The 25,489-nt window shown below is 40.3% G+C and carries 20 protein-coding genes and 1 tRNA gene; 9 read left to right on the plus strand and 12 right to left on the minus strand.

Annotation, left to right across the window (positions count from 1 at the left end):
• Nucleotides 1-13: 13 nt before the first annotated feature.
• Genes ACGHVY_RS07205 through ACGHVY_RS07220 form a run of 4 tightly spaced genes read left to right on the plus strand, consistent with a single transcriptional unit; the run spans nucleotide 14 to nucleotide 4,278 of the window.
• Nucleotides 14-1,417, plus strand: coding sequence for an aldo/keto reductase (locus tag ACGHVY_RS07205; protein ID WP_390598098.1), 1,404 nt, complete (start codon nucleotides 14-16; stop codon nucleotides 1,415-1,417).
• Nucleotides 1,417-1,851: a DUF1893 domain-containing protein gene (locus tag ACGHVY_RS07210; protein ID WP_308743741.1), complete on the plus strand. Its 435-nt coding sequence runs from the start codon at nucleotides 1,417-1,419 to the stop codon at nucleotides 1,849-1,851. The genes ACGHVY_RS07205 and ACGHVY_RS07210 overlap by 1 nt, the downstream gene beginning before the upstream one ends.
• 12 nt (nucleotides 1,852-1,863) lie before the next feature.
• Nucleotides 1,864-3,753 carry a TonB-dependent receptor gene (locus ACGHVY_RS07215; RefSeq protein WP_390598100.1) on the plus strand — a complete coding sequence of 630 codons (1,890 nt, stop codon included), beginning with the start codon at nucleotides 1,864-1,866 and terminating at the stop codon, nucleotides 3,751-3,753.
• Between the two features lie 12 nt (nucleotides 3,754-3,765).
• Entirely contained in the window at nucleotides 3,766-4,278 is a 513-nt protein-coding gene (locus tag ACGHVY_RS07220) for an ECF transporter S component (protein ID WP_308743739.1), read from the plus strand.
• Here the strand turns inward: ACGHVY_RS07220 and ACGHVY_RS07225 are convergent, their stop codons facing one another.
• The 5 genes from ACGHVY_RS07225 to ACGHVY_RS07245 form a co-directional block, all read right to left on the minus strand.
• A complete protein-coding gene (locus tag ACGHVY_RS07225; protein ID WP_390598102.1) occupies nucleotides 4,279-8,277 on the minus strand; it encodes a two-component regulator propeller domain-containing protein in 3,999 nt (1,332 codons plus the stop codon).
• Nucleotides 8,278-8,502: 225 nt separating this feature from the next.
• Nucleotides 8,503-9,684 carry an ABC transporter permease gene (locus tag ACGHVY_RS07230; RefSeq protein ID WP_390598103.1) on the minus strand — a complete coding sequence of 394 codons (1,182 nt, stop codon included), beginning with the start codon at nucleotides 9,682-9,684 and terminating at the stop codon, nucleotides 8,503-8,505.
• On the minus strand, nucleotides 9,668-10,852 hold the full coding sequence (locus tag ACGHVY_RS07235) for an ABC transporter permease (RefSeq protein ID WP_308743735.1): 1,185 nt from the start codon (nucleotides 10,850-10,852) through the stop codon (nucleotides 9,668-9,670). The genes ACGHVY_RS07230 and ACGHVY_RS07235 overlap by 17 nt, the downstream gene beginning before the upstream one ends.
• Before the next feature lie 25 nt (nucleotides 10,853-10,877).
• Nucleotides 10,878-11,864 (minus strand): HlyD family secretion protein, encoded by a 987-nt coding sequence (locus ACGHVY_RS07240; RefSeq protein WP_390598104.1) that lies wholly within the window; start codon nucleotides 11,862-11,864, stop codon nucleotides 10,878-10,880.
• Between the two features lie 6 nt (nucleotides 11,865-11,870).
• Nucleotides 11,871-13,283 carry a TolC family protein gene (locus tag ACGHVY_RS07245; protein ID WP_390598106.1) on the minus strand — a complete coding sequence of 471 codons (1,413 nt, stop codon included), beginning with the start codon at nucleotides 13,281-13,283 and terminating at the stop codon, nucleotides 11,871-11,873.
• 154 nt (nucleotides 13,284-13,437) lie between these two features.
• Here ACGHVY_RS07245 and ACGHVY_RS07250 point away from each other — a divergent pair.
• The 4 genes from ACGHVY_RS07250 to ACGHVY_RS07265 all read left to right on the plus strand — a co-directional run bounded on the left by ACGHVY_RS07250 (nucleotide 13,438) and on the right by ACGHVY_RS07265 (nucleotide 17,309).
• Nucleotides 13,438-13,510, plus strand: a tRNA-Gly gene (locus ACGHVY_RS07250).
• A gap of 129 nt (nucleotides 13,511-13,639) precedes the next feature.
• Nucleotides 13,640-15,133, plus strand: a complete 1,494-nt coding sequence (gene proS, locus ACGHVY_RS07255) for a proline--tRNA ligase (RefSeq protein ID WP_390598107.1) — start codon at nucleotides 13,640-13,642, stop codon at nucleotides 15,131-15,133.
• 177 nt (nucleotides 15,134-15,310) lie between these two features.
• A complete protein-coding gene (locus ACGHVY_RS07260) occupies nucleotides 15,311-15,988 on the plus strand; it encodes a response regulator transcription factor (protein WP_390598108.1) in 678 nt (225 codons plus the stop codon).
• A 16-nt stretch (nucleotides 15,989-16,004) separates the two neighbouring features.
• Complete coding sequence (locus tag ACGHVY_RS07265) at nucleotides 16,005-17,309, plus strand: HAMP domain-containing sensor histidine kinase (RefSeq protein ID WP_308746435.1); 1,305 nt, start codon at nucleotides 16,005-16,007, stop codon at nucleotides 17,307-17,309.
• Nucleotides 17,310-17,381: 72 nt separating this feature from the next.
• On the opposite strand, the gene ACGHVY_RS07270 is transcribed toward ACGHVY_RS07265, so the two are convergent.
• From ACGHVY_RS07270 to ACGHVY_RS07280, 3 genes are read right to left on the minus strand one after another with little or no spacing between them, the layout of a single operon-like run.
• Entirely contained in the window at nucleotides 17,382-18,338 is a 957-nt protein-coding gene (locus ACGHVY_RS07270) for an ABC transporter permease (protein ID WP_390598110.1), read from the minus strand.
• Nucleotides 18,331-19,074, minus strand: a complete 744-nt coding sequence (locus ACGHVY_RS07275) for an ABC transporter ATP-binding protein (protein ID WP_308746433.1) — start codon at nucleotides 19,072-19,074, stop codon at nucleotides 18,331-18,333. Before ACGHVY_RS07275 ends, ACGHVY_RS07270 begins: the two co-directional genes overlap by 8 nt.
• Nucleotides 19,075-19,077: 3 nt before the next feature.
• The gene (locus tag ACGHVY_RS07280) at nucleotides 19,078-20,229 is read right to left on the minus strand and encodes an NEW3 domain-containing protein (protein ID WP_390598112.1); all 1,152 of its coding nucleotides are present in this window, start codon (nucleotides 20,227-20,229) and stop codon (nucleotides 19,078-19,080) included.
• A 318-nt stretch (nucleotides 20,230-20,547) separates the two neighbouring features.
• On the opposite strand from ACGHVY_RS07280, the gene ACGHVY_RS07285 reads away from it, so the two are divergent.
• Nucleotides 20,548-20,985 (plus strand): PepSY-like domain-containing protein, encoded by a 438-nt coding sequence (locus tag ACGHVY_RS07285; RefSeq protein ID WP_390598114.1) that lies wholly within the window; start codon nucleotides 20,548-20,550, stop codon nucleotides 20,983-20,985.
• Between the two features lie 96 nt (nucleotides 20,986-21,081).
• Here ACGHVY_RS07285 and ACGHVY_RS07290 read toward each other — a convergent pair whose 3' ends face one another.
• From ACGHVY_RS07290 to ACGHVY_RS07305, 4 genes are read right to left on the minus strand one after another with little or no spacing between them, the layout of a single operon-like run.
• A complete protein-coding gene (locus ACGHVY_RS07290; RefSeq protein WP_390598116.1) occupies nucleotides 21,082-21,981 on the minus strand; it encodes a hypothetical protein in 900 nt (299 codons plus the stop codon).
• Between the two features lie 17 nt (nucleotides 21,982-21,998).
• Entirely contained in the window at nucleotides 21,999-23,465 is a 1,467-nt protein-coding gene (locus ACGHVY_RS07295) for a hypothetical protein (RefSeq protein ID WP_390598118.1), read from the minus strand.
• Nucleotides 23,466-23,485: 20 nt separating this feature from the next.
• Nucleotides 23,486-24,055, minus strand: coding sequence for a hypothetical protein (locus tag ACGHVY_RS07300; RefSeq protein WP_390598120.1), 570 nt, complete (start codon nucleotides 24,053-24,055; stop codon nucleotides 23,486-23,488).
• A gap of 33 nt (nucleotides 24,056-24,088) precedes the next feature.
• Entirely contained in the window at nucleotides 24,089-25,456 is a 1,368-nt protein-coding gene (locus ACGHVY_RS07305; RefSeq protein ID WP_390598122.1) for a hypothetical protein, read from the minus strand.
• Nucleotides 25,457-25,489: the final 33 nt, after the last annotated feature.

The raw sequence follows: 25,489 nt of genomic DNA on the forward strand, positions 1-25,489 counted from the left end.
TCAGTATAAGATTATGGAAGAAAAGAATAAGAAAGACATAAGCAGAAGAGATTTTATTAAAATCGTAGGTATCAGCGCAGCTACATCAACCGGCTTACTGTACGGATGTTCTTCAAAAAGCAACTCAGCTTCAAGCAGTGCCACGGGAGAAAGAGAGATACCTACAGATAAAATGACTTACCGGACATCTCCGACTACCGGTGACCGCGTTTCACTTTTAGGATACGGCTGTATGCGTTGGCCGCTCAAACCTGCCCCGGACGGCAATGGTGAAGTGATTGACCAGGATGCTGTAAATGGATTGGTCGATTATGCTATTGCTCACGGAGTGAACTATTTCGATACATCTCCCGCTTATGTACAAGGCTTTTCTGAGAGAGCAACGGGCATTGCATTGAGCCGCCATCCCCGCGATAAATACTTCATCGCTACCAAACTGTCTAATTTTGCCCCGGATACATGGTCGCACGAAGCATCACTCCGAATGTATCATAAGTCATTCGCCGACCTTCAGGTCGACTACATCGACTATATGCTGCTTCATGGTATTGGTATGGGTGGAATGGATGCTCTTAAAGGACGGTATTTGGATAACGGCATGCTTGACTTCCTGATAAAAGAACGTGAAGCAGGACGTATCCGTAATCTCGGATTTTCTTATCACGGCGATATAGAAGTATATGATTATCTGCTCTCACGACATGATGAAATCAAATGGGACTTTGTGCAGATACAGCTCAACTATGTAGACTGGAAACATGCGAAAGAAACGAATGCACGAAATACGGATGCTGAATATCTATATGGTGAGCTGAACAAGAGAGGGATTCCCGCTATCATCATGGAACCACTTTTAGGCGGACGTTTATCCAAACTGAACGACAACCTGGTGGCACGGCTCAAACAACGTCGCCCCGAAAACAGCGTTGCTTCCTGGGCTTTCCGTTTTGCCGGCTCATTCCCGGATATACTGACAGTATTGAGCGGCATGACTTATATGGAGCATCTGCAAGATAATCTCCGTACCTATTCTCCATTGAAACCACTGACCGATGAAGAAATGGATTTCCTCGAAGAAACAGCACAGTTGATGCTAAAATATCCGACCATTCCTTGTAATGACTGCAAGTATTGCATGCCTTGCCCGTATGGACTGGATATTCCGGCAGTTCTCCTGCACTATAACCGTTGCGTCAACGAAGGTAATGTGCCCAGTAACGGGCAAGATGAAAATTATGCGAAAGCCCGCCGCGCATTTCTCGTTGGTTACGACCGCAGCGTGCCGAAACTTCGCCAGGCAAGCCATTGTATCGGATGCAACCAGTGTGTGTCGCATTGTCCGCAAAACATTGATATACCGAAAGAACTGCATAGAATTGACCAATTTGTCGAACAACTGAAACAAGGAACCTTATAATGGAAGAATTAATAGACTTATTGCATAGCGGCGGATATTCTTGCGTGATTGCCAACAAGGGAAAGATACGCACTTTCACCCAACGCGGAGTAGCTGACTTATACGATTTGCTGACTCAGGAGCCGGAATTTCTTAAAGGAGCCCTGATTGCTGATAAAGTGGTTGGGAAAGGAGCTGCTGCACTCATGATTTCAGGCGGTATAAAAGAGCTATATACAGATGTTGTCAGTTCAAACGCAATGAATCTGTTTCAGACATCAGACGTAAAGGTCAGCTTTGCACAGGAAGTACCCTTCATATGGAATCGCGACCATACAGGCTGGTGTCCCGTGGAAACCATGTGCAGTGAAGAGAAATCGGTTGAAGCTATTTTACCGCTGATTCGTGATTTTCTTGAAAGAATCAGAGGTAAGAAGCAAAAAAGAATGGATTAGAAACACGAAATAATGAGAAAGAATGTAACTTGTTTGTTTATGTTGACTAGCCTGCTCTCTGTCTCAGGGATGGCACAGGACAAAAAAGACAGTGCGCAAGTCCGGAGAGATTATGTTATTGACGAAGTTGTAGTCACAGGAACACGCAATGAGACAGATATACGCCATCTTCCGATGACCATTTCTGTTGTAGGAAGACAACAGATTGAGAAAAGGTATGAACCTTCTCTATTGCCGTTGTTGACGGAACAAGTTCCGGGATTGTTCACTACCAGCCGTGGCATTATGGGATATGGCGTATCAACCGGAGCAGCGGGCGGTATGAGTCTGCGTGGAATTGGTGGCAGCCCCACGGCAGGATTATTGGTTCTAATTGACGGGCATCCTCAATATATGGGATTAATGGGGCATCCGATAGCTGACGCATATCAATCCATGATGGCGGAAAAGGTAGAAGTTTTGCGCGGACCGGCATCTGTCCTTTATGGTTCGAATGCTATGGGAGGAGTTATCAATATCGTCACCCGCAAGCAACAGGAAGAAGGCGTCAAGACCAATATGCAAGTCGGATACGGCTCATACAACACATTGCAGACTGAATTTTCCAATCGTGTAAAGAAAGGGCGATTCAGTAGTATTATAACCGGCTCTTACAACCGGACGGACGGGCACCGACCCGATATGGAATTTGAACAATACGGTGGATATGCAAAGCTGGGATATGACGTAAGCTCTTTCTGGAAACTATGGGGAGATGTCAATGTCACTCATTTCAATGCTTCTAACCCGGGAACGATTCAAGTTCCGCTTATTGACAATGATTCACGTATTACCCGCGGAATGACTTCATTTGCACTGGAAAATCATTATAGTAATACTTCAGGAGCATTGAGCTTTTTCTATAATTGGGGACGACATAAGATAAATGACGGTCATCAGGCAGGAAGAGAACCGCAGGCAGCACATTTTAATTCCAAAGACAAGATGCTGGGGGTATCGTGGTATCAGAGTGCGACTTTCTTTGCCGGCAATCGTATTACGGCCGGATTTGATTATCAGCATTTCGGCGGTGAATCGTGGAATAAGGTTCTGGCTACGGGCGAACGTAGACCGGGAGTTGATAAGCAATTAGATGAATTTGCCGGATATATTGATTTCCGACAAGATATAAATAACTGGTTCTCATTGGATGCAGGTATTCGGGTAGACCATCATTCCCACGTGGGCACAGAATGGATACCACAAGGTGGATTAGCCTTTCATCTGCCGAAAAGTGCGGAACTCAAAGCAATGGTCAGCAAAGGATATCGTAATCCTACCATTCGTGAGATGTATATGTTTACTCCTGCCAATCCTGAGTTGGAACCTGAGAAACTGGTTAGTTATGAACTCTCATACTCCCAACACCTGCTAGAGGGATCATTGTCCTATGGAGTAAACCTTTATTATATCAGTGGTAATAATGTTATTATGAGCAATGGATTGATACCGCCTTTAAATATCAATTCAGGAAAAATAAAAAACTGGGGTATTGAAAGTAACATCAGCTATCATATTAATTCTCATTGGAACATCAATGCTAATTATAGTTGGTTACATATGGAAAATCCGGTTTTGGCCGCTCCCGAACATAAACTATATACAGGTGCGGACTATAAATCCGGTCGTTGGAGCATTTCAACAGGATTACAATATGTGAAAGGACTTTATTCTTCTGTTATTAAGGGACGTGAGAAACAAGAAAGTTTTGTCCTATGGAATCTCCGGGGCAATTATCGCGTGTGCCGTTTCGCTGACATCTTTATCAAAGGGGAGAACCTGCTGGCACAACGTTATGAAATAAATATAGGCTACCCTATGCCGAAAGCTACATTTATGGGTGGCATTAACGTGAATTTTTAAAACAATAAAAATATGGAAACAACAACAGTAAAACTCTATTCGCTGGGTTACAGCAATACGAAAACCTATTTGGCAGCCTCGTTATTCGTTATTGGTAACATCCTTTTTCCCCAACTCTTTCATCTCATCCCACAAGGAGGGATAACCTGGCTGCCAATCTACTTCTTTACTTTGGTCGGAGCTTATAAATATGGCTGGAAAGTCGGTCTGCTGACTGCAATCCTTTCGCCTGTTATAAACTCTTTGCTTTTCGGAATGCCAATGCCGGTTGCATTGCCCGCCATCTTATTGAAATCCGTGTTGCTAGCTATTGCTGCCGGATGGGCCGCACAACGTTCGGGACATATTTCCATCCCTCTTTTGGCAGGCGTAGTATTTACATACCAAGCCATAGGAACATTAGGAGAATGGGCATATATTGGCAGCTTCTATAAGGCTGTTCAAGATTTCCGTATCGGTATTCCCGGAATGTGCCTACAAGTATTCGGTGGTTACTTGTTTATTAAATATCTGATTCGTAAATAACTAACCAACCGCCTCTTCGTCCTCAGATTCATCCTCTCCTATAATAGGAGAGGTGCTTCCCCCTTCTTTAGCATACTTGGTCGGACTCATTTTATAGTATTTCTTGAATACTTCCCGAAAATATTTGCTATCGGAGAAACCGGTCATATCAGATATTTCGCTGACATTATGTTTACCTTCCTTTAAAAGTTCCGCAGCACGTTTCAAACGAATGTTCCGAATAAAAGCCGTAGGATATAGCCCTGTCAATGCTTTCAGTTTACCATAGAAACTCGTCCGGCTCATATTATGCAATTCACAAAGCACATCGACAGTCAGACCTGAATTATCGAGATTATTCTCTATGCTTTTTCTTACATCCGATATAAATTTCCAATCTAGACTATTAGTACCTTTAGCTGATGGTACCATTGTATCTACTTCCAGATTGGCATATCTGCTACGCAGCAATGCCCGGTTATTCAATAAATTCTTGATGCTTTCTCTCAATATTGTCACATTGAAAGGTTTAATAATATATTCGTCCGCACCAATTGCCAACCCTTCAAGGATATTCTTCTCTTCTCCTAATGCCGTAAGCAGTAATATTGGGATATGTGAAGTCTCAATATCGTTCTTAATAGCGATGCATAGCTCATCGCCCCGCATTTCGGGCATCATGACATCAGAAAGAATAAGTTCCGGCCAGAATTCCTTCACGATAATCAGTGCTTCCTTACCATTGCCGCAGGCTTGTACATTATACGATGGAGAAAGCAGGCTGATCAAGTAAGAACGTAACTCATCATTATCCTCTACGATGAGGATACGCTGTAAGTCCGCGTTATTAGCCGCATTCACAACATACTTAAATGTTCCCGGAGCAGTCAGTTCCGGTGTTTCTATTTTTGATTCAGAAGACGGTTTCAGTCCTGAACTCTGAAGATTCTTATTGTTTATAGGGAAAACGATTTTCACAGTTGTACCTTGATGCTCAACACTCTCCACATTAATTTTGCCACCATGAAGACTAACTAACTTGCCTACTAGCATCAATCCTATGCCACTACCTGTAACCTTTGAGTTAATGGCGTTGCTGGCACGGAAATGGAGTTTGAACAACTTTCCTTGTTCAGTGGAAGGAATACCGATACCCGTATCGTTTATCACCACTTTCCAGGAATCATTCGTATTAGAGACAGAAATGCTGACCTTCCCGTTTTCCGGAGTATATTTCAAAGAGTTCGATATTATATTTTTCAAGATAGAGTCCATTTTATCTTTATCGAACCATACATTCAAAAAATTGAAAGTGCTTTCGTATGTAAAATCTATATGTTTAATGCTGGCATAATTCATAAATGCATCACGCACTTCTTTCATATATGTATTCAACTCATATTCCGAGACACACAACTTGGAAGAATATACATCGGCACGTTGGAAATTGATAAGATTGGACGATAATCGCAAAAGAGAATCGACATTTCTTAACGCGGTCTGTGTACGGATGATGCCAATTTCAGAGAGAGTCTCTTCTTCCATCAGTTCTTCTAAAGGCGCCTTTATCAAAGTAAGCGGAGTACGTATATCATGGGCCGTATTGATAAAAAACTGTGTTTTTTCATCCGATATTTTCTTTTGCTTTCTCAGGTTTATTACACGTATGATAAAAGAAAATCCCCATATTACCAATAAAATATAAAATAGAATAGCCCACCAACTAGACCAGAAGGGCTGTGTGATAATGATTTTCATTGTACGTTCCTCGAAGACGACATCGTGTTCTTCTTTGGATAAGGCACGTATATGAAGCGTATATTTTCCCGGAGGCAAATTGGTGAAACGTATCAGATTATTTACTCCCGGTTGAGTCCATTTTTCATAGAATCCGGCCAGTTTCCAGGAGTAAAGCGTATTCTCGGGAGAATCATAATTAATAGTGGAAACATTGAAAGAGAAAGTATTCTGGTTATGTTTTAGTTTCAATACCTCTGTTCTGTCTATACAATCCTGCAAAGGAGAATCTTTTCCATCCGGAAAAACAGGCTGATAAGATATATGAAAATCACTGAATATCATTCTTGAGAATTTATAATCAGGAAACCTCACGTTCTTCGGAATTTCAATAGCTCCGTCCGTACTGCCAAATACAAAGCTTTTATCTTTGCGCAATGTACCCGAAGCGGCATTAAAATAAGCAGGTAACAATCCTTCTCCTCTAGTCCAGTTATGAAACACTTTTTCTTTTGTAAAAAAGCAAGTGACTCCATTTTCCGTACTCATCATGATGCGTCCGTCCACTTCCGGCAATATCGTAAATATCCTGTTTGAGACCAGCGCGGAATTATCCGTGTAATAATGCTCTAAAGTTTGATTCTTTATATTATAAACAAGTACTCCTGTGCCATTCGTACCAACATAGAGCGATCCGTTTTTTGCTTGATAAAGCGAATTGACATATACTGTTCCTATCCCTGTCTCAATATATTGATATTTACCGGAATTTATATCTAGCAAATACAATCCGGCAGCCGTTCCAATCCACATATGGTCTTTATCGTGTTCCATAATTGAAGTAATAGAAGACACGCCAGGATATAAACGGACATTATTGGTTTCCAAGTCAAAACATTTCAGATTATAGTATCCACCCGACCATATATTTCCCTTTGAATCTTTAATCATATCACGGATATATTTATCCGGACGCATATTAACAGAGGTAATCAGATAAGGGGAGAAGTATTCAACCGACAGGGTATGTTTGTTTATCTTATAAATTCCGGAAGTGTACCCACCTGCCCAGATTACACCGGGAGATACCTCACACAAGGTAATAAATATATGATTTTTATCTTTCAACTGTTTATCAAAGGAACTCAGAAATGAATGCCACTGACCTGTTCGGGAATTAAGAAGACTAATGCCATTACTGGTTCCAAACCATAGGTCGCCATCACTGTCCTCAATTATAGCTTGTACCTGATCATTGATTAATGACTGTTTGTTGCCCATTGAATGTTTTATCCAATGATAGTTCTCATAACGATAATCTATCACTGTGATGCCGGTAGGATAGTTGGCCAGCCATATTCGCTTTTCCTCATCAACAAAAACATAATTGATATTATTGCCATTCATTTCATTATGGCTGTTATAGTTAGCTACAATATAATATTCTATCTTACAGGTGTTTATATCTATTTTACATACTCCCATTCCTTCTGTCGACACTAATAGCTGCGACTCGTCCAACGGGGTGATACAGGTTATATTCACATCACTCAAATCTGCTTCGGGTTTTATTATTTCCTGGGTATTCATGTCATATACAAATATACCTCTCTCGAATGAACCTATATACAGTCTCTTTAATGCCTGATGATAATATAACTCACTGACTTGCACATGAAAATAATCAAGCGTTTCAATAGGAATGATTTCCAGAACACCGTTTTCCAGTTTGGTGTATCGGACACCTGTTTCCGTTGCTATAAAGAAATGATGCTCATCCACTTGTTCTATTGATGTGATATTGCTATGCAACGCATTGGAAAATTGGTGAATCTGGGCATCCTTGATGTTATAAAGCAATATAGAATGTTTGCGGCACAACCAGACGTTATCGTTACGATCCATATAACCATAACTAATAGTCTCCAGGCTATTCGGCATCTTATATACCATTTTGAAATCATCATATTTTGTTTCATACTGGAAGATACGACCTTGTTTGCCTATGACCCACGTTCCTATCTGAGATCCTGTATATACCCATCCCAAGTTAATGGGGGAATCAAACGTATTGTCATCCTTATTTAATTTGTAATGCTTTATATCTTTACCGTTATAACGATCCATCCCTTCATTGGTAAGAAACCACATATATCCCTGAGCATCCTTCTGAATACTGAATATCCTGCGATTACTCAAACCGTTTTCAGTCCCTATATATTTGTATGTTTGTGCAGTAACCCAAATAGGAAAAAAGAAGAGAATATAGATAATGTATTTCATATCAACATTTGTTTTAACTACCTCTAACGATAATCGGGAATAATAGTCAACGAAAATATACAAAATCAATGAAAAAAGCAAAGAAATAGAAGATATTTTCTCTGAAAACTTCCATTTAGAAAGCCTTTTGTACCCAAAGTTGACTATTTATCTAAGGAAGTTGTTTTATCTGAGAAATATTTTTCCATCGTATGCTGAACTACCTTTTTTATTTGTTTGGTTAACTTAATCAGGTTTTGCGCCTAACTTCTTTTTATATACCCATATGCTTAGTATAAAATAAATAGCTGCCTGAATCCATAGAGTAATATATTCCGGTTTTATATCTGCCATACTGGCTCCCATTGAATTCAATTTTACAAAGGCAAGCGTACCAGGAGCAGCCGGCAAAATGTAATGTGCAATTTTCCAATACCAGGGCATTAACTCCATCGGATAAGAAACCCCGGAAAGGAAAATCAAACCGACTGAGAAAAAGGCAATCATAAGTAACGGTGCTTCCGAGTCTGTAAAATACCGGGAAGCTGCCAGTCCTAGAAAGGAAGTAGCTATCAGATAAGGAATCAACAATAATACAATGTACAATCCATTTCCTATATTAGGGATACTGAAGAAGTAGGGGAGTAGCCCCAGCAGAAAGAAAGAAAAAACGGCATAAAGGGCACAATATACGAACGTTTTTCCTGCTACAATACGAACTGCGATTCCCCACCCCAGCCCAAAAGGAGTGTAAGCGCGAATCCCCCTATCGGAATATTCATCTCCGGTCAACATGCCGATGACCATCAGTAAAGTCTGGAAAATGATAATCATCATAACTGCCGGAATCAGATAAGAGCCGTATCCTTCCGTATAATTATAGAGTGCAGTCCCTGCTACATTCACGGGTTTTGCCATAGCCACGGCCAGTAATCCCTGAGGCGGAAGAAACACGGCGCCGTCCGGCCGGTATTTATCATTGATAGCCAGCATGACACGTGAGGAAGCCTCTTGCAGAGCTTCAAAATACAGAAAAGCATCGGTCGTTGCATAAAGAGAGAATACAGCTTCATCTCCTCGAAATACCCGTTCTTCAAAATCGTGCGGCAGATAAAGTATTCCTTGTACTTTGTTTTTTTTCATCCATTCTTTTGCTTCGTGATAGTCTATTGCCTGGTTGTAAATTTCCGCCTGAGGTGTAGCATCCAGCCAACGAATAAAATTACGGCTCAATTCACTGTGCGAGTTATCTACTACGGCAACCGGAACATCCGTTACAATATTGGGGGCATACATATAATTATAAAGTAATCCGTACATGAAAATTCCGCCCATCAATACTAACAGAACAGCATAACTGGTACTGATGGCGAGAAATTCCCGCCGGATAATGAACGATAGCTGTTGGAATTTATTTAATGTTCTCATATTTATGACTTTCTATTGCTCGTTTTAAATGGGGAAGCAGCGACAAAGCCAGTAGCGGGAAAATACAAAGTACCACCGCTGACGGCCAAAGATGGGTGAATCCGCCACCTTCATAGAGCATTGTTTGTATGATTTCCGTAAAGTGACGTACTGGAAAAAGATAAGAAGCATCTCTTACCAGCGGATACATATTGGTTATCGGAAAAGTAACTCCTGACAAGGTCGCTCCTAAAGAACCGACCATGGAGACGACACTTATAACCAATGATACTGCCGGAAACAATGAGAATATGAACAATCCCAAAGCCTGCGTCGCGATAATAAAGAGAGCAGTCATCATATTCATAAACAGCCAACTCCCTTGAAAGGGAATATGCAGGATACCGAACATGACATAATTACCCAACCATCCTATCAGAATATATATAATGGTATAAGGAAGCAGTTTACCTAAAATGGCAGTTACCATATTACCTTTAGCAGTAGCCACCCAATTTGTCGCTGTACGAAACTTGATTTCAATGCCGACTGTATACACGGTAGTCAGCAGAATCAACACCTGAAACAAGACAAAGAAAAAGGGGTGGCTCAGATAAACTGAATAATCCAGGCTTGGATTGTATATCGGATGATTACTGGCCTGTATTGGCAGCAGGAATGTGGTAATCTGTTGCTGTTCTACCCCCAAAGATACAGCTTCCATCACAATAGGCGAAAGAGACACGGGAGCTAATGACGTTTCGAACGCTGCCATCAGTTCACCACCTACCGATAGCAAAGCATAATGATAATAATAGGAGAGGGTAGCGTTCTTTCCGGTGATGGCATCCTGCTCAAATTTCGGGGGGATGGAAAGATAGCCATATATTTCTTTCTTTTGTACGGCTTCACGGGCAGCCGCCTCATTCACATAATGTTTCGTTACTTTAAAAGTCGGTACAGCAGAGATATTCCGGATAATAGTCCGGGAAGTAGCAGTATTATCCAGATCGACAATACCGATAGGGATATTCTCCATCTGTCCGTTACCAAAGATTGTAGCCATAAAGAAGAGAGTAAACAAAGGCAAAATGATACAGACGCCAAAGTAAAGTCGCCGTGAAGTCATTCGCCGCCACTCCCTGAGCAGTACGGAACGAAAAGGTGAATATGTTTGTGATGAATCCATTCTATGATTAATTTTGAAACATCAATTAATTGAGTGTCAATAATACAGACATGCCGGGACGCAAATCGTCTACCTTTTGAGTAGGACGTGCATGAATTTCAAAGGTACGCAAGTCATAACTTCCGGTCTGTTTGGTTGATTTCCAAGTGGCAAAGCTACCTAATGGACTGATATAGTAGATTTTAAATTCAACATTCTTTTTGCCGATGGCAGGTACATCCGCAACAAATGTTTCTCCCATCTTAAATTGCGGCATCAAGTCCTCGCGCACATTGAGGACGACATGTACATCATCCATCACTACCAGGCTCATAATAGGAGTTCCCGGTGCAACCAATTCTCCACGTTTAGGGAAGATAGTTGCGATTTGTCCGTCTTCGGGAGCTGTCAGCCGGGCATCGACCAGTAAAGCGGAGATTTCATCCACCGTACTTCGGGCAGCATCCACCATACTGGCGGCCGATGCTTTATCTTCCTGTTGCGCACCATCCACAGCCATCTGATATTGTTCATAAGCAGCACGTTCGGCTGCGACAGCCGCTTTGTACATCGCCTCCACTTCGTCTTTTCTCTGAGAAGTGATCACGCTATCCTCATATAAAGTAAGGATACGGTTATAGGTTGTTTTTGCAAGACCGAGGTCACTTTTTGTTTTATTCCATAGCTGCAATGCGGTAGCTACAATCTGACGACGTGTTCCTGCATCTATTTTCTTGTTTTGTTGCACGGCTACTTGCTCCAAGGCATTTACTTGTTGATACTTGGCATGTACTTCAGGGCTGTTGATTACGACAAGCGTATCTCCTTGATGCACCCAGTCGCCTTCCTGAACGAAGAATGTATCTATACGTCCGGGAAGTTTTCCGCTAATACGGATTTCTGTTGCTTCCGCTTGCCCTTGGAGGACCATCGGTTGTTTATGCATCAATATGATTCCAAGAGCTGTGAAGATAGCTACAGCTAACATAATAATCACAAAAGCCCATGAAAGGGTTCTACTGGCTAGTTTCATTGTTTGTTACGGTTTAGGTTGATAGTTTGCAAATTGTTCCGGTGTGCCACAAAGTGAAAGCAGATTCATTAGTGCCACATCATATTCGTAGTATGCTGCCAGACGGGCCACTTTTACATTGGCAAGCATCGTTTCAGCATCAATAACTTCGGTAGAGGTTGCCATTCCTTCCGCGAAAGATTTCTTTCGGATACGTACAAGTTCTTCACTTAAAGCAATCGTGGCGTTCAGGGCTTTTACATTGTCCTGTGCTTTTTGCAGTTGCGTATAGAGTTTGTCCACCCCTACAGCAAGGTCATCACGGGCTTTCATCTGTCCCAAAGCCAATGTCTGTTGGGTTAACTTCGACTGCCGTATCCTCTTCTCACGGTCTAACCCATCGAAAAGATTCCATGTAAAACCGATGCCTATCATGGTACGTGGCAATAGATTGCTCTGAATACCATGCGAATATAGGGTTTGTTTTCCAAAAAGGGCTATATTCGGCAGATAACCGCTTTGAGCGATCCGCACTTCTTGTTTGGCAATATGCTCTTGCAGTTGCAACTGGTTAAGCGTATAGTTTCCACTACTAACGGATAGGTCGAAAAGCATTTTCGGCGGTAAGGAATCATTCATGAACAGGGGAGAGGTAGGGACGATATTTTCATCCGTATCCTTTTTGTTCAATAATACTTTTAATGCGGCTTGTACCACAGTTTCATCTTTCCGTGCTGCTTCCAGCATCCGTTTGGCTTCGTCCATATTTACTTGGGCAAAAAGTCGTCCCGCTTTGTCTATCATTCCGACAGCTTCCAGCTTCAGAGCGTTCTCATAATGCTTTTGCAGTCCTTTATAAGTTTCCTCTCGAACCGCTACGATTTGCTGTGCCAGACGTAAACCATAATAACTTTCCGCCAATAGGTTTTGTTGAGTTGCGGCAGTCTGCGCACGGCTTTCACGAGCTAGGTCTACCATTGTTCTTCCTATATGAGTTGCACGAAACCGCTTTCCACCGGAAAAGAGTACCCATTCTGCAGATAAATCGACAGTGGTCAGATTGCGTGGAGTGAGAGGAAAAACCAAAGTATTTGCCCCTATCTGGTCCAGAATCGAGGAAATAACCTGATCGTCCGGAATAATAGAATGTACAAAATCCTTTGCCGGGTCTGTAAATTGCGATAATGGCTGTTTCACCTCAATTTTCTCTGACATATGTACAAATGCGCCCGAAGATTGAAGACTGGGATACCAAAATGCATTTAATTTGTCACGCTCCGCCTTAGCTATCTCTATTCCTTTATCTGCTATTTTCAAGCTTTGGTTTCCCTTATTCAACAGATGCAACGATTCCTCAAAACTCAATGGAGTCTGTGCGTCTACCCCAATAGTAGGAAACCACAAAGCTAACAATACAAAAAGTGATTTATTTTTTTTCATGCTGGTGAGGTTAAATCTAAATTAGAGACTTTCTAACAGATAAAGAGACAAGTTTGTTCATATAAAAATTCCCGAATTTTATTTGAGATATAAAAATTATATTTACCTTTGCAATGCAAATTAAAAAAACTCTTTTAGAAGAGAGTATGGTAATGCGGTAATAGCTCAGTTGGTAGAGCACTAGCTTCCCAAGCTGGGGGTCGCGAGTTCGAGCCTCGTTTACCGCTCTTAAAGAATCAGGTAGTTATCGCAAGATTTTTACCTGATTTTTGTTTGTAGAATAGGGCAGTTCATGCATTTTTCGTATTTTTGCACCCAATTTTGACACTTAAAGAAACTTTAAATAAAAAAATATAATGGCAAAAGAACTGAAAGACCTTACCAAACGTAGCGAGAACTACTCGCAATGGTATAACGATTTGGTGGTAAAAGCTGATTTGGCAGAACAGTCTGCCGTACGCGGATGTATGGTGATTAAGCCTTACGGATACGCAATTTGGGAGAAAATGCAGCGTCAACTGGACGATATGTTTAAAGAGACAGGACACGTAAATGCATATTTTCCGTTATTAATCCCCAAATCATTCCTGAGCCGTGAAGCTGAACATGTGGAAGGCTTTGCTAAAGAATGTGCCGTAGTAACACATTATCGTTTGAAAAATGCAGAAGACGGTTCGGGCGTAGTAGTAGACCCTGCTGCTAAATTGGAAGAAGAATTGATTATTCGTCCGACCTCAGAGACAATTATCTGGAATACATATAAAAACTGGATTCAGTCCTATCGTGACCTACCCATCCTTTGCAACCAATGGGCAAACGTTTTCCGTTGGGAAATGCGTACCCGTTTGTTCTTGCGTACCGCTGAGTTCTTGTGGCAGGAAGGACATACCGCTCATGCTACTCGTGAAGAAGCAGAAGAAGAAGCGGTAAGAATGCTGAATGTATACAGTGAATTTGCAGAAAAATACATGGCTGTTCCGGTTGTGAAAGGCGTCAAATCCGCTAATGAACGTTTTGCCGGCGCACTTGACACTTACACCATCGAAGCTATGATGCAGGATGGAAAAGCATTGCAAAGCGGTACTTCCCACTTCTTGGGACAGAACTTTGCAAAAGCTTTCGATGTTCAGTTTGTTAATAAAGAAAACAAGTTGGAGTATGTTTGGGCTACTTCATGGGGTGTTTCCACTCGTTTGATGGGCGCATTGATTATGACTCACTCTGACGATAACGGTTTGGTACTGCCGCCACATTTGGCTCCGATTCAGGTAATTATCGTTCCTATCTACAAGAACGATGAACAACTGAAACAAATCGACGCTAAAGTAGAAGGGATTGTTGCCAAGTTAAAAGCATTGGGTATTTCAGTGAAATATGACAATGCAGATAACAAACGCCCGGGTTTCAAATTCGCGGATTATGAATTGAAGGGTGTCCCTGTTCGTTTGGTAATGGGTGGACGTGACCTCGAAAATAACACAATGGAAGTAATGCGCCGCGATACACTGGAAAAAGAAACGATTACTTGCGACGGTATCGAGACATATGTTCAGAACCTGCTTGAAGAAATGCAGGCAAATATCTACAAGAAGGCACTAGACTATCGCAACTCTAAGATTACGGCAGTAGATACCTACGATGAATTTAAAGAAAAAATCGAAGAAGGTGGCTTTATTCTTGCTCACTGGGACGGAACTACTGAAACGGAAGAAAAGATTAAAGAAGAGACAAAAGCTACTATCCGTTGTATCCCGTTCGACTCATTTGTTCCGGGCGACAAAGAACCGGGCAAATGTATGGTTACAGGTAAACCGTCTGCTTGCCGTGTGATATTTGCACGTTCATATTAAAATCTGCAGCGATTAAATTGCTGAAAGAAAAGTCTATCATTCGATATAAGATAATGATTTCTCATAAGAGAGTCCGAAATTCAATCATAAATTTCGGACTCTTTTTTCATCCATTTCAGTTTTTTTTCAGAAATATCCCTTTTCTTTGTATCATATAAAAAGAAAGGAGAAGATTTTATGAAGATATTAATTGTAGAAGACGAACCCTCTTTAAGAGAACTTATCCAGCGTTCACTGGAGAAAGAACGTTATGTCGTAGAGACAGCAAGTGACTTCCACTCAGCTTTGCGCAAGGTTGAAGATTATGACTATGATTGTATCTTACTGGATATTATGTTACCGGACGGAAGCGGGCTTGATCTTCTCGAACGGCTGAAAGCCTTGCATAAACGGGAGAACGTGATTATCATTTCTGCCAAAGACTCTTTGGAAGACAAAGTTCTGGGATTAGAATTGGGTGCGGATGATTATCTGCCGAAACCTTTTCATCTTGCCGAACTAAACGCTCGGATAAAAAGTGTAATTCGCCGTAACCAACATGATGGAGAAATTGATATCCGCCAGGGAAATGTACGGATAGAACCGGATAAATACCGTGTTTTTGTCAATGACAGGGAATTGGAATTGAATAGAAAGGAATATGATATCTTGCTATATTTCATAAACCGTCCCGGGCGCCTGGTTAATAAAAACACATTGGCAGAATCTGTGTGGGGGGATCATATTGACCAAGTAGATAACTTCGACTTCATATATGCCCAGATCAAGAATCTACGCAAAAAGTTAAAAGATTCAGGCGCAAGCCTTGAAATAAAAGCCGTCTATGGATTCGGATATAAATTGATTATTGAATAAAAAGAGGCTATTGTTCATGAAACTGATATATTACATCATTCTTCGCATCACGTTAGCTCTAACACTTATTCTGACAGTCTGGGCGGTATTCTTTTATGTCACGATGATTGATGAGGTTAATGATGAAGTCGATGATTCGCTCGAAGACTACTCGGAGACAATCATCATCCGGGCATTGGCAGGAGAGGAGTTGCCTTCCGAAAACAATGGTTCAAATAATCAGTACTATCTGACCGAAGTAAGTAAAGAATATGCGGAAAATCATGATGATATCCAGTATAGGGACTCTATGGTCTATATCGTAGAAAAGGGAGAAACAGAACCTGCACGTATCCTGACGACCATCTTTAAGAATGACGAAGGACGCTATTATGAGTTAACGGTATCTACCCCCAGCATCGAAAAGGACGATTTGAGAGACGCTATCCAAGTATGGGTTATCTTCTTGTACCTAGCCTTGTTACTCTGTATCATCACTATATCTGTATGGGTATTCTACCGGAATATGCGTCCATTGTACATACTCCTTCATTGGATGGACAGTTATCAGACGGGAAAGAAAAACGAACCATTGAAGAATAACACCCGAATCACGGAATTCAGGAAACTGAACGATGCAGCTACCCGATATACCGGACGCATGGAGCAAATATTCGAACAACAGAAACAATTTATCGGAAACGCCTCGCATGAGATACAAACACCGCTGGCTATCTGCCGTAATCGGTTGGAAATGTTAATGGAAGACGATTCATTATCAGAAAACCAACTTGAGGAATTGATGAAAACGCATCAGACATTGGAGTATATTACCAAACTGAATAAGTCTTTATTATTACTCACCAAAATAGACAACGGGCAGTTTACCGATACGAAATCTTTGGATTTGAATATGCTTCTCAAGCAATATTTGGAAGATTACAGAGAGGTTTATGATTATCGCAATATAGAGGTAAAGGTTATAGAACAAGATACTTTTCATGTCACAATGAATGAGTCTTTGGCTGTCGCCCTATTGACGAATCTTCTGAAAAATGCATTTGTTCATAATATTGACAAAGGACATATCCGTATCATTATCACTCAAAACGGTATCACCTTCCGGAATACCGGCGTAGGATACTCCTTGGATAAGGAACATATTTTCGAGCGTTTCTATCAAGGCAATAAAAAAGAAGGATCGACCGGACTGGGACTGGCAATAGCTGATTCAATCTGCCGATTGCAACATCTGAATATAGGTTATTATTTCGAGCAGGGTGAACATTGTTTTGAAATTTCTTTACCACAGAGGACACAGAGTACACGAAAGGAAGAATAAGAATGAGCATTTCTGTTGTCGAATGCTTAAACTATTTCCCTATATCTTCCGTGTCCTCTGTGGTGCAAGTTTCTATCGGGATCGAATTTCTCTCCTCATAAACATGATGTAAGAGATAGCAAAACAGATGACGGTTGCCGCAATTAACCCCGTAAGTTGCGGCCATACTACCAAAAGGCTTTGCCCTAATGGAAGCGGGCTCGGAATCGCTCCCTGTACCTGCTCCATTGTAAGCGGCCCAAGACTTCTGACGGAAGGCATTAATAGCGTTGTAGTGGCCTCATTAAACAATTCACTGGGTGCCAGACGCATTAATCCGAGAATGAATTTTTGGTAACTGATAATCTGATGGGGCGATGCCATCTGTGAAGGGCTCAATCCCTTTGCTACCAGATTCACAATCATTGTGTAGAATACGCTGAAAAACAGCCATACTGCTACGGACGCCAATGCCGATGTAGCTGCCTGACGGAAACGCAACGAGAACAAGATTGCCAGATTCAGCCAAAAGGCTACATAGAAAATACTCGTTATAATGAAGAATACAATCCGCCAAAACTCTTCCGCCGTAGGAGGAATACCAATAGCAATCAGACCGAATCCCATCACCAGGAAACCAAGTACGAACAACATGACACCTATCACTATCAAAGCAGCCATAAACTTCGCATTAATAATGCAGTCGCGATGAATAGGCTGGGACAGCATACGGCTCAATGTTCCCTTATTTTGCTCTGAGTTGACAGCGTCAAATCCTAAAGCAATACCCAACAAAGGCCCGAGGAAGTTGATAAACAGTACAAAAGAGGGGAGAGTCCCGTCCGAAGCCGTAAACAATTTCAAAAAAAGGAACGAACCGTCCGGGTCATTCGGTTTGATTGCCGCACCGATATTAGTCAGGGCAGTATATAGCGACCCCATACAAGTCAGCGCGATGATACCAATCAAAATAATAAAGCGCCAACTCTTGACATGGTCGGATATTTCCTTGTTGACGATAACCCAAAAAGGATGATTGGTCTTATTCATGTCGTTCACCCCCTTTCTCAAAATAATGATTATAGATGTCAGACAATTCCTGTTTCTTATCTTTCAGTTCTGCCATATCAATCAGCGAGAGTAGTTTCCCCCTACTGAATAAACCCACGCGGTCGCATACTTTCTGCACCTGGTCCAAATGATGGGAAGAAAAGAGAACAGTCAATCCTTTCTCCTTGCTTAACCAACGGATCAGTTCGATAAATTCCTGAACACCAGCAGGGTCAATGCCCGAAGTCGGCTCATCCAAAATAATAATTTCCGGATTCTTGATAAGCACATCCGCCAATCCCAGCCGTTGCCTCATACCACGCGAATACTTTCCTGCTTTCTTTTTCAGTTGCTCTTCAAGTCCTATACGCTTCATCAACTCCAGAGCTTTCTCTTTCGCTTCCTTATCAGGAATACCATTTAATCGTGCCGTGTATATCAGATTCTCCAACCCCGTCATATCATCATAGAATCCTACATCTTCGGGCAAATAGCCGATTTTCCTTTTTACTTCAATAGGATGTGTGGTCGAATTAATACCACAGATTTCTACAGAACCCGATGTCGGCTCTGTCAATCCCAACATCATTAAAATGGTAGTCGACTTCCCGGCTCCATTAGGACCCAGCAATCCGAAGATTTCTCCTTTTTGGATATCCAGGCGAATATGATCTACAGCAGTAAAATTACCGTATTGTTTCGTCAAATCGGTAAGTACGATCACTTGTTCGCCCATGTTTTACCTCCTTCCATATTTACGGAACAGATAGTAAACCACACCGATAGCGGCGGCAATAATCAAAACGCCTATCCAGCCCCATATCATCGGAGTTTTTACTGCGATTCTGAACTGCGCGTCAGCGTTTACTTCAGGAGTTTTTGCCATCATAGTAGTCACATAGTCACCCGGAAGCGCCTTTTTAGAGGCTTTTAATGTAGCGGTGACTGTTGATGTCTCACCCGCTTTCAACGCGTCAATCTTGGCAGGCTCGAAAGTAACTTCCCAATCTGCCGGCTTATTGGCAGATAACTGAACATCTTTCAGCAACGAAGAACCAGTGTTTTTTACTTCCAACTCTATCCGTTTTACATCTCCGGCAGTAACATCGGCACTCAATAATCCTCTCGGAGTGGTTAATTCCATCTGATAAGAACCGGTGACAACAACTTCCAGTTCCAGTTCAGCCGAAGTAGTTCCCGTAGCGGCACGCACTGGTATTTTATAGCTTCCGGCTTCCACATTGGCAGGCGGAGTGATATCTACACTTACATTCTGGCTACTATTAGGTTCCACCTGTGCGGAGGTAGCTTGCTTGTAATTAGGTTTAAAAACGACATTCCAGCCTCTTGGCGCATTCGCCATCAAGGCATATAGCTGTTGGTCGGCAGTCTGATTCTTTAAAGTGGTGCTAAATGTGAATGTTGACTTGGAATTGCCTTCCATATTAGGCTGGTCGGTAGTAAATTCTGTCTGGTAAGTACCTTTTTGGGCAACTATGACATCCAGGGGAAGTTTTGCATTTCCGGCATACACTACAAAGTGATAGTTACCTTTATTTACCTTCAATGGGACTTCGACTTTCAGATTAAAAGTCTTTTTCTCTTTTGGAAGTACGGATAATTGGCTGAGATTCCATCCGCCGGATTTCATTTCATGTTTCCAGCTACTGCCCAATCCACTGACAGAAAGGTTTGCATTTGTCAATTCATCCGTATTGTTGATGAGATCAATACTGTAATCAATTGACGCTCCCGGTGATACGGAAATTTTCGTGTAAGGTGTGTACAAAATCACGCTTTTAGGAATTGAATCATTTGCGCGTGTGTAATTCATGGGAATCAGTCCCAATAGAATAGCTACTAATAAAATACAATTTGTTCTCATAGTCATACAAAAGTTCTTATGGTTGTTTAATATGAATACTGTCAAATTTGTGCTTGCAAAAATAAGATATGGATCTATTACTTGTTTTAAAAGAATTCTAAAATTTCTAATTCGATGGCGAAATTATAGTGACGCTATCCTCGTGGGATAGTGACGGTATCTTATAGATATAGTGACGCCATACCGTCCTCATAGCGTCACTATATTTTCATACGAATTATTTTTTCGAAAATTCTCAAAATTCCCAATTTTTTTCAGATTCTCCCCTCATCTTTGCAGTATAAATTGAATGATAATAGTAAAACCAATTAAAAAACAACAATTATGAAAAAGTTAGTATTCTTACTAGTGTGCTTATTTACTTTGCAAACAGTAGCGTATGCAGATGACGACAAACCAATTCAGGTTACTCAAATGCCACAACCGGCACAACAGTTCATCAAGCAACATTTCGCTGACAGTAAAGTAGCCTTGGCAAAGATGGAAAGTGATTTCTTCTATAAAAGTTATGAGGTGATTTTCACGAATGGTAATAAAGTGGAATTTGACAAGAAGGGAAATTGGGAAGAGGTGAATTGCAAATTTACTTCTGTACCCGCAGCCATCATTCCCGCAGCCATCCAAAAATATGTGACAACTAATTATCCTGATGTTAAAGTGTTAAAAATAGAGCGCGATAAAAAGGAGTATGAAGTGAAACTCTCCAACCGCGTGGAATTAAAGTTCGATCTGAAATTCAACTTGATTGATATTGATAACTAAAACTCTAAAGAATTAAAATATCATGTACAATAAAACGATGACATGATTCCTGGCGGATGATGTCATCGTTTATTTACCTTATTTATATATTATAGTTTAACTCTCTTCAAGTTCGACTTCTGCTCTTCCAGATTTCATTTCCATACCCAATAAAATCTGGTTCCAACCTTGAAATACAAACCATAAAGAGAGTAATGAGAGTATTTTTTCGACCATTCCTAAGCCAGGAATAAAACCAATAACAGTAGCAATTAAAAGAATAATCATACTTGTACGTAACTTTCCTGCACCCATCTGTCCTTCGTTACCGATAGCATTTGAGCTTTTTAATAGTCCATATCCCATAAATTCAAATACAAAAGCCAATATAGCAAGGATACCGCCTATGATACCACCAATTAATGGAATCCATCCGATTACTACTCCTACTAATCCCAATATGACGGCAATTTTCAATTTAGATACTCCTTGCTCGCCAATAGAATCTAAAGCTGTTCTAATTCGTCCGAGCCCCATCCAGTAGATAATTAAGCCGATTAGAGCTGCTACGCCTGTTATCATAGTGTCACCAATACCATTATATACATGTAACAAGATTGCCAGCAATATAAAATAAGCTCCTTGCGATCCTCTGTTTTTCCATTCTACACCTAAGCTGTTCTTGCAAAGGTAAATTGCAACAAGCAAAGCTATAAGTGAAATATAATCCAACCAAGAAGGTACTCCCGGAATCATAGCCAATAGGATAAGAGCCATACCACTTATGGCAGTAGCTAAAAACGGAATAGGGAGTTGTTGGGATTTTGATTGTGCTTCTTTGTAGAAATAATAAAAAGCCATACCTCCCCCAACAAGTCCAAGTACTTTACAACAGAACTTGGGAATATCAAAATTAAAGCCGAAAAGTGCACTGAGTAAATTAAATTCCGGTAACACTGTCAGTAACAACAGCAGCATGCAAAATTGTAGCTGCAAGAATTTATTAATACGTTTCATGTCTATATATTTTTATATTATCGTTTATATTCTATTTCCACTCGTAAAAGTCCCACGCATCCTATGATACCATTCTGCAAATAACAGTCATTTATGTCGGGACATTCACTTTCTAATTTTATCATCTTCGCTTGAGTAACCTTATATTCTGTTTTTTGAGGATTATATACCAAAACTGCTGTATAAACATTCCCCGTTCTGCCGCACTTGTATTTTATTCTGATATTTTTCTTATCAACACCGTATATGTCAGGATGAGCTTCCAAAATAATATCTTCATCCGTGCGCCTTCCCATATTAAAGGAAGTAAATACCATTCCATAACATAATACTCCTTCACCTTCTCTGTTATTATAGTGTCCCTTCTGATAAAAGTCTAAAGGGAAATTTTTCACTTCTTTTCCTGTTGAACACATGGGAATAAAATGCGGCAACGGCGGCATACAATATATCGATACCGGAGTAGGTGCCGGACGCCCCATTACATTTTTTGCCGAAGTTGCCGAAGTCGGAAAAAATAGTATATTTTTCAGATAACCAGCTACAACGGAATAATGAATATCAGATACATCTGTATTTAAAGAACGAGTGTATAGTCCATACATAGCATCTCCTATTTTCTGAACAGCAACTACACCTTCCTCTATGAAAGTCGGTCCATCCATTCTAATAAGACCATAGTATTTATGTCCATAATAGCTAATACTTTTAGCAGCAGAATTCAATTTGATGGAAATAACGCTTCCATCGGCAAGTTTTCCTACCCATATACCTTTAATATAGCCCGAATTCGTTGCCGGAACTTTTATAGTTGGCGGAACGGAAGGTTTATACTTCCGTAATACTTCAGGTACATTATCGGGTATTTGAGAAGATGGCTTGGAAGAATTAGAAGCCTCAAGGGGATTAGAGGAATTACCGGATTCTTCCTCCTTTTGAGGACGAGGTTTGCGAGTGAGATATGGCTGCTTATCAGCTACCGAAGTCCTCTCTTTATTGAGAGCAAACAGTAAACTGTCAGGACCTATCGACTTACTAAATGAACCTAATCCAATAAACAACAACGTAGAATCAGTAGGAGCATATAAAGTACATTTTCCTTTTTGTCCCATTTCGTTTTCCCAATCCAATGTCCAACAGTTATCACCTTCAGAAGGATTACTTAATTTACAAATCTCAGTATTGACAAGTAACATTCTATTCTGAAATTTTACAAACCCTGTAGCCTTTTGCCCTTTGAAATGAGTAGAAGGCTTTTTTTGAAAATTATCAGGAAGAAGCATGAACTTATGATTCTGCCCTTTCACAAATTGTTGTGAAAAGTCTGGTACTAAAAGTTCATCAAGATTAATCTCAAGATATCCCAAGCGAGTCATTCCTGACACTTTATCTTTCCCTTCATAGACCCCTATGGGAGAAATACCTTGCGCTTGTACTTTCATCATAGTAAGTATTACCAGAGATAGAAAGAATATTTTCTTCATATCATTCAGTTTTTTATTTTTCACTTTTTCTCTTTAGGAGCTTTCCAAGACGGCCATTTTGCTTGCCATACCCCATCAATCTTTTCTACTCTCTCCTCCATTTTTTTGTCACATACATCACCGGGCTTTACTCCTTTTAGAATTTTTCCAAAAGGAGTAACTTTGTCATATACAGTAGAATAACTACATTTCCCTTTGCCATATTCTTCCATAAATTCCTTTTCTAAAATTTTTCCTACTTTGCAAGTGTATAAAGTTACTATATACACGTTGTCATCTGTTTTATCTGCATACTTTAATCCTTCTTCCGTCATCTTTACATCCACCTCATGGATTGAACCTTGGTTTTCTAAAACAGTATATGTTATAAGTCCTTCATCCTGTAATTGCCCCAATAGTTCAATTGTAATCTTACCAAAACCCGCATCTATGACATTCTCATCAAAAACAAATTTCCCGGTAGGGAAAAGCTGGTGTGTGCTTACATTGACATATTCATTTAAACTTTCTCGCAGCTTCGTGTCCGAACTACAACTGACAGTAAGAAAAACTGCTAATAGCAGCATCGCATTACATAAAATCTTTTTCATTGTTTTTCTTTTTAATATTATTAATTTATGCCTTTAAAATTCCCCGGTATAGTTGTCACTCTTTTCTTTTTTATCATAAACCAATACAACAGGGTTGGAACCACCGTTGGTTATTTTAAAACATTCCTCTGAATGTTCAAGAACCTTATATTCAAACGGTTTGGATTCTTGTGATATTTCACCATCATTATAGAAGAATTGCATTGTAACGATTGAACCATCTTCATTTACTTTATACGTACCCGTTGAATGGAAATCAATATAATCAATTAGAGTACCGTCCTTTTTAAACACAATTTCAATTTTGTTCTGTGGGTCGGATTCAGCATAGTAGTCCCATATACCTACCATATCTTCTGCAGAAAACTTAGACTCTTCTTCTCCGTAATAGCTATACTTACGAGACACTACTTCTTGTTTTCTTCCCTTATATTTTGTCTCGCGTGAAGTCCAGTTACCATGTTTATCGTATGTATACACATAAGTCGTAATTGCTGGAGCCCCGGGTTCCTGCTCTTTTCCATCTCTATATCCATACGTGAGGCACGACATTTCTACAACATTATCTTGTTCGTCGTACTTGTATGTATAAGATTGCTTTTGGCTGATTTCATTTTCTTTTTTTCCGCTATTATACCGATAAGTGATATTATTGCGCTCCAACACACGGCTATCATTATCGTATTTATACTCTTCAACATAATTAAGCATGCCATCTTTTGTTCCCGGATCATCTTTCCTTTCCCGATAATATATCTCATGTTTTGTTATATTTCCACGATTATCGTATTCATAGCCTGTTTTACAAGTTTCGTACACTTTATCCATTGAATAACCAATAAGTTTTGTAATATTTCCTGCCCCATCACATTCATACTCCGCACGATTTTGCTCATTTTGGTCTGTCCAGCTTTTAGTGAGTAAACCATCTTTGTCATAAGCATAATATTTTATACTGCTAAGTTTACTTTCCGGATAAGCGGCAGCATATTTTTGCTCTTCTGCAAGTACCCCATCTTTGTAGATCTGTTTACTCTGTAAATCACCGGATATGTTGCTAAAGAAACTAATGCAAGAAAGTTTGCCATCAGCATCATACTCATACCGTTCTGTTATTATAGTTTTATTGGTCGGCCAACTTGAGATTTGTCCCTTCTCTTTAAAGTAGCCTTTTTCATTAAAAGTATAAAGCAAAGAAATATCAGAAGGTGATTTCTTTACTACCATTTTTTTTACCCGACCTTTCAACTCCATTGTTACCCAGTCATTACCTTTTTCCTTTTTAATCATTCCTCCACCACAAGAAGTAATTAATAAGGTTCCACACGCAACTCCCAAAAGAAGCCTTGCTTTCTTAAAACAGATTCTGTTCTTAATAGACAGTTCGTTCAATGTTTTCATTATTATTATTTTTTAGTGCAACATTTAGTTTAT

Origin of the sequence: Bacteroides sp. f07, assembly GCF_042854785.1 — a bacterium.
In the GTDB taxonomy this organism is placed as follows: domain Bacteria; phylum Bacteroidota; class Bacteroidia; order Bacteroidales; family Bacteroidaceae; genus Bacteroides.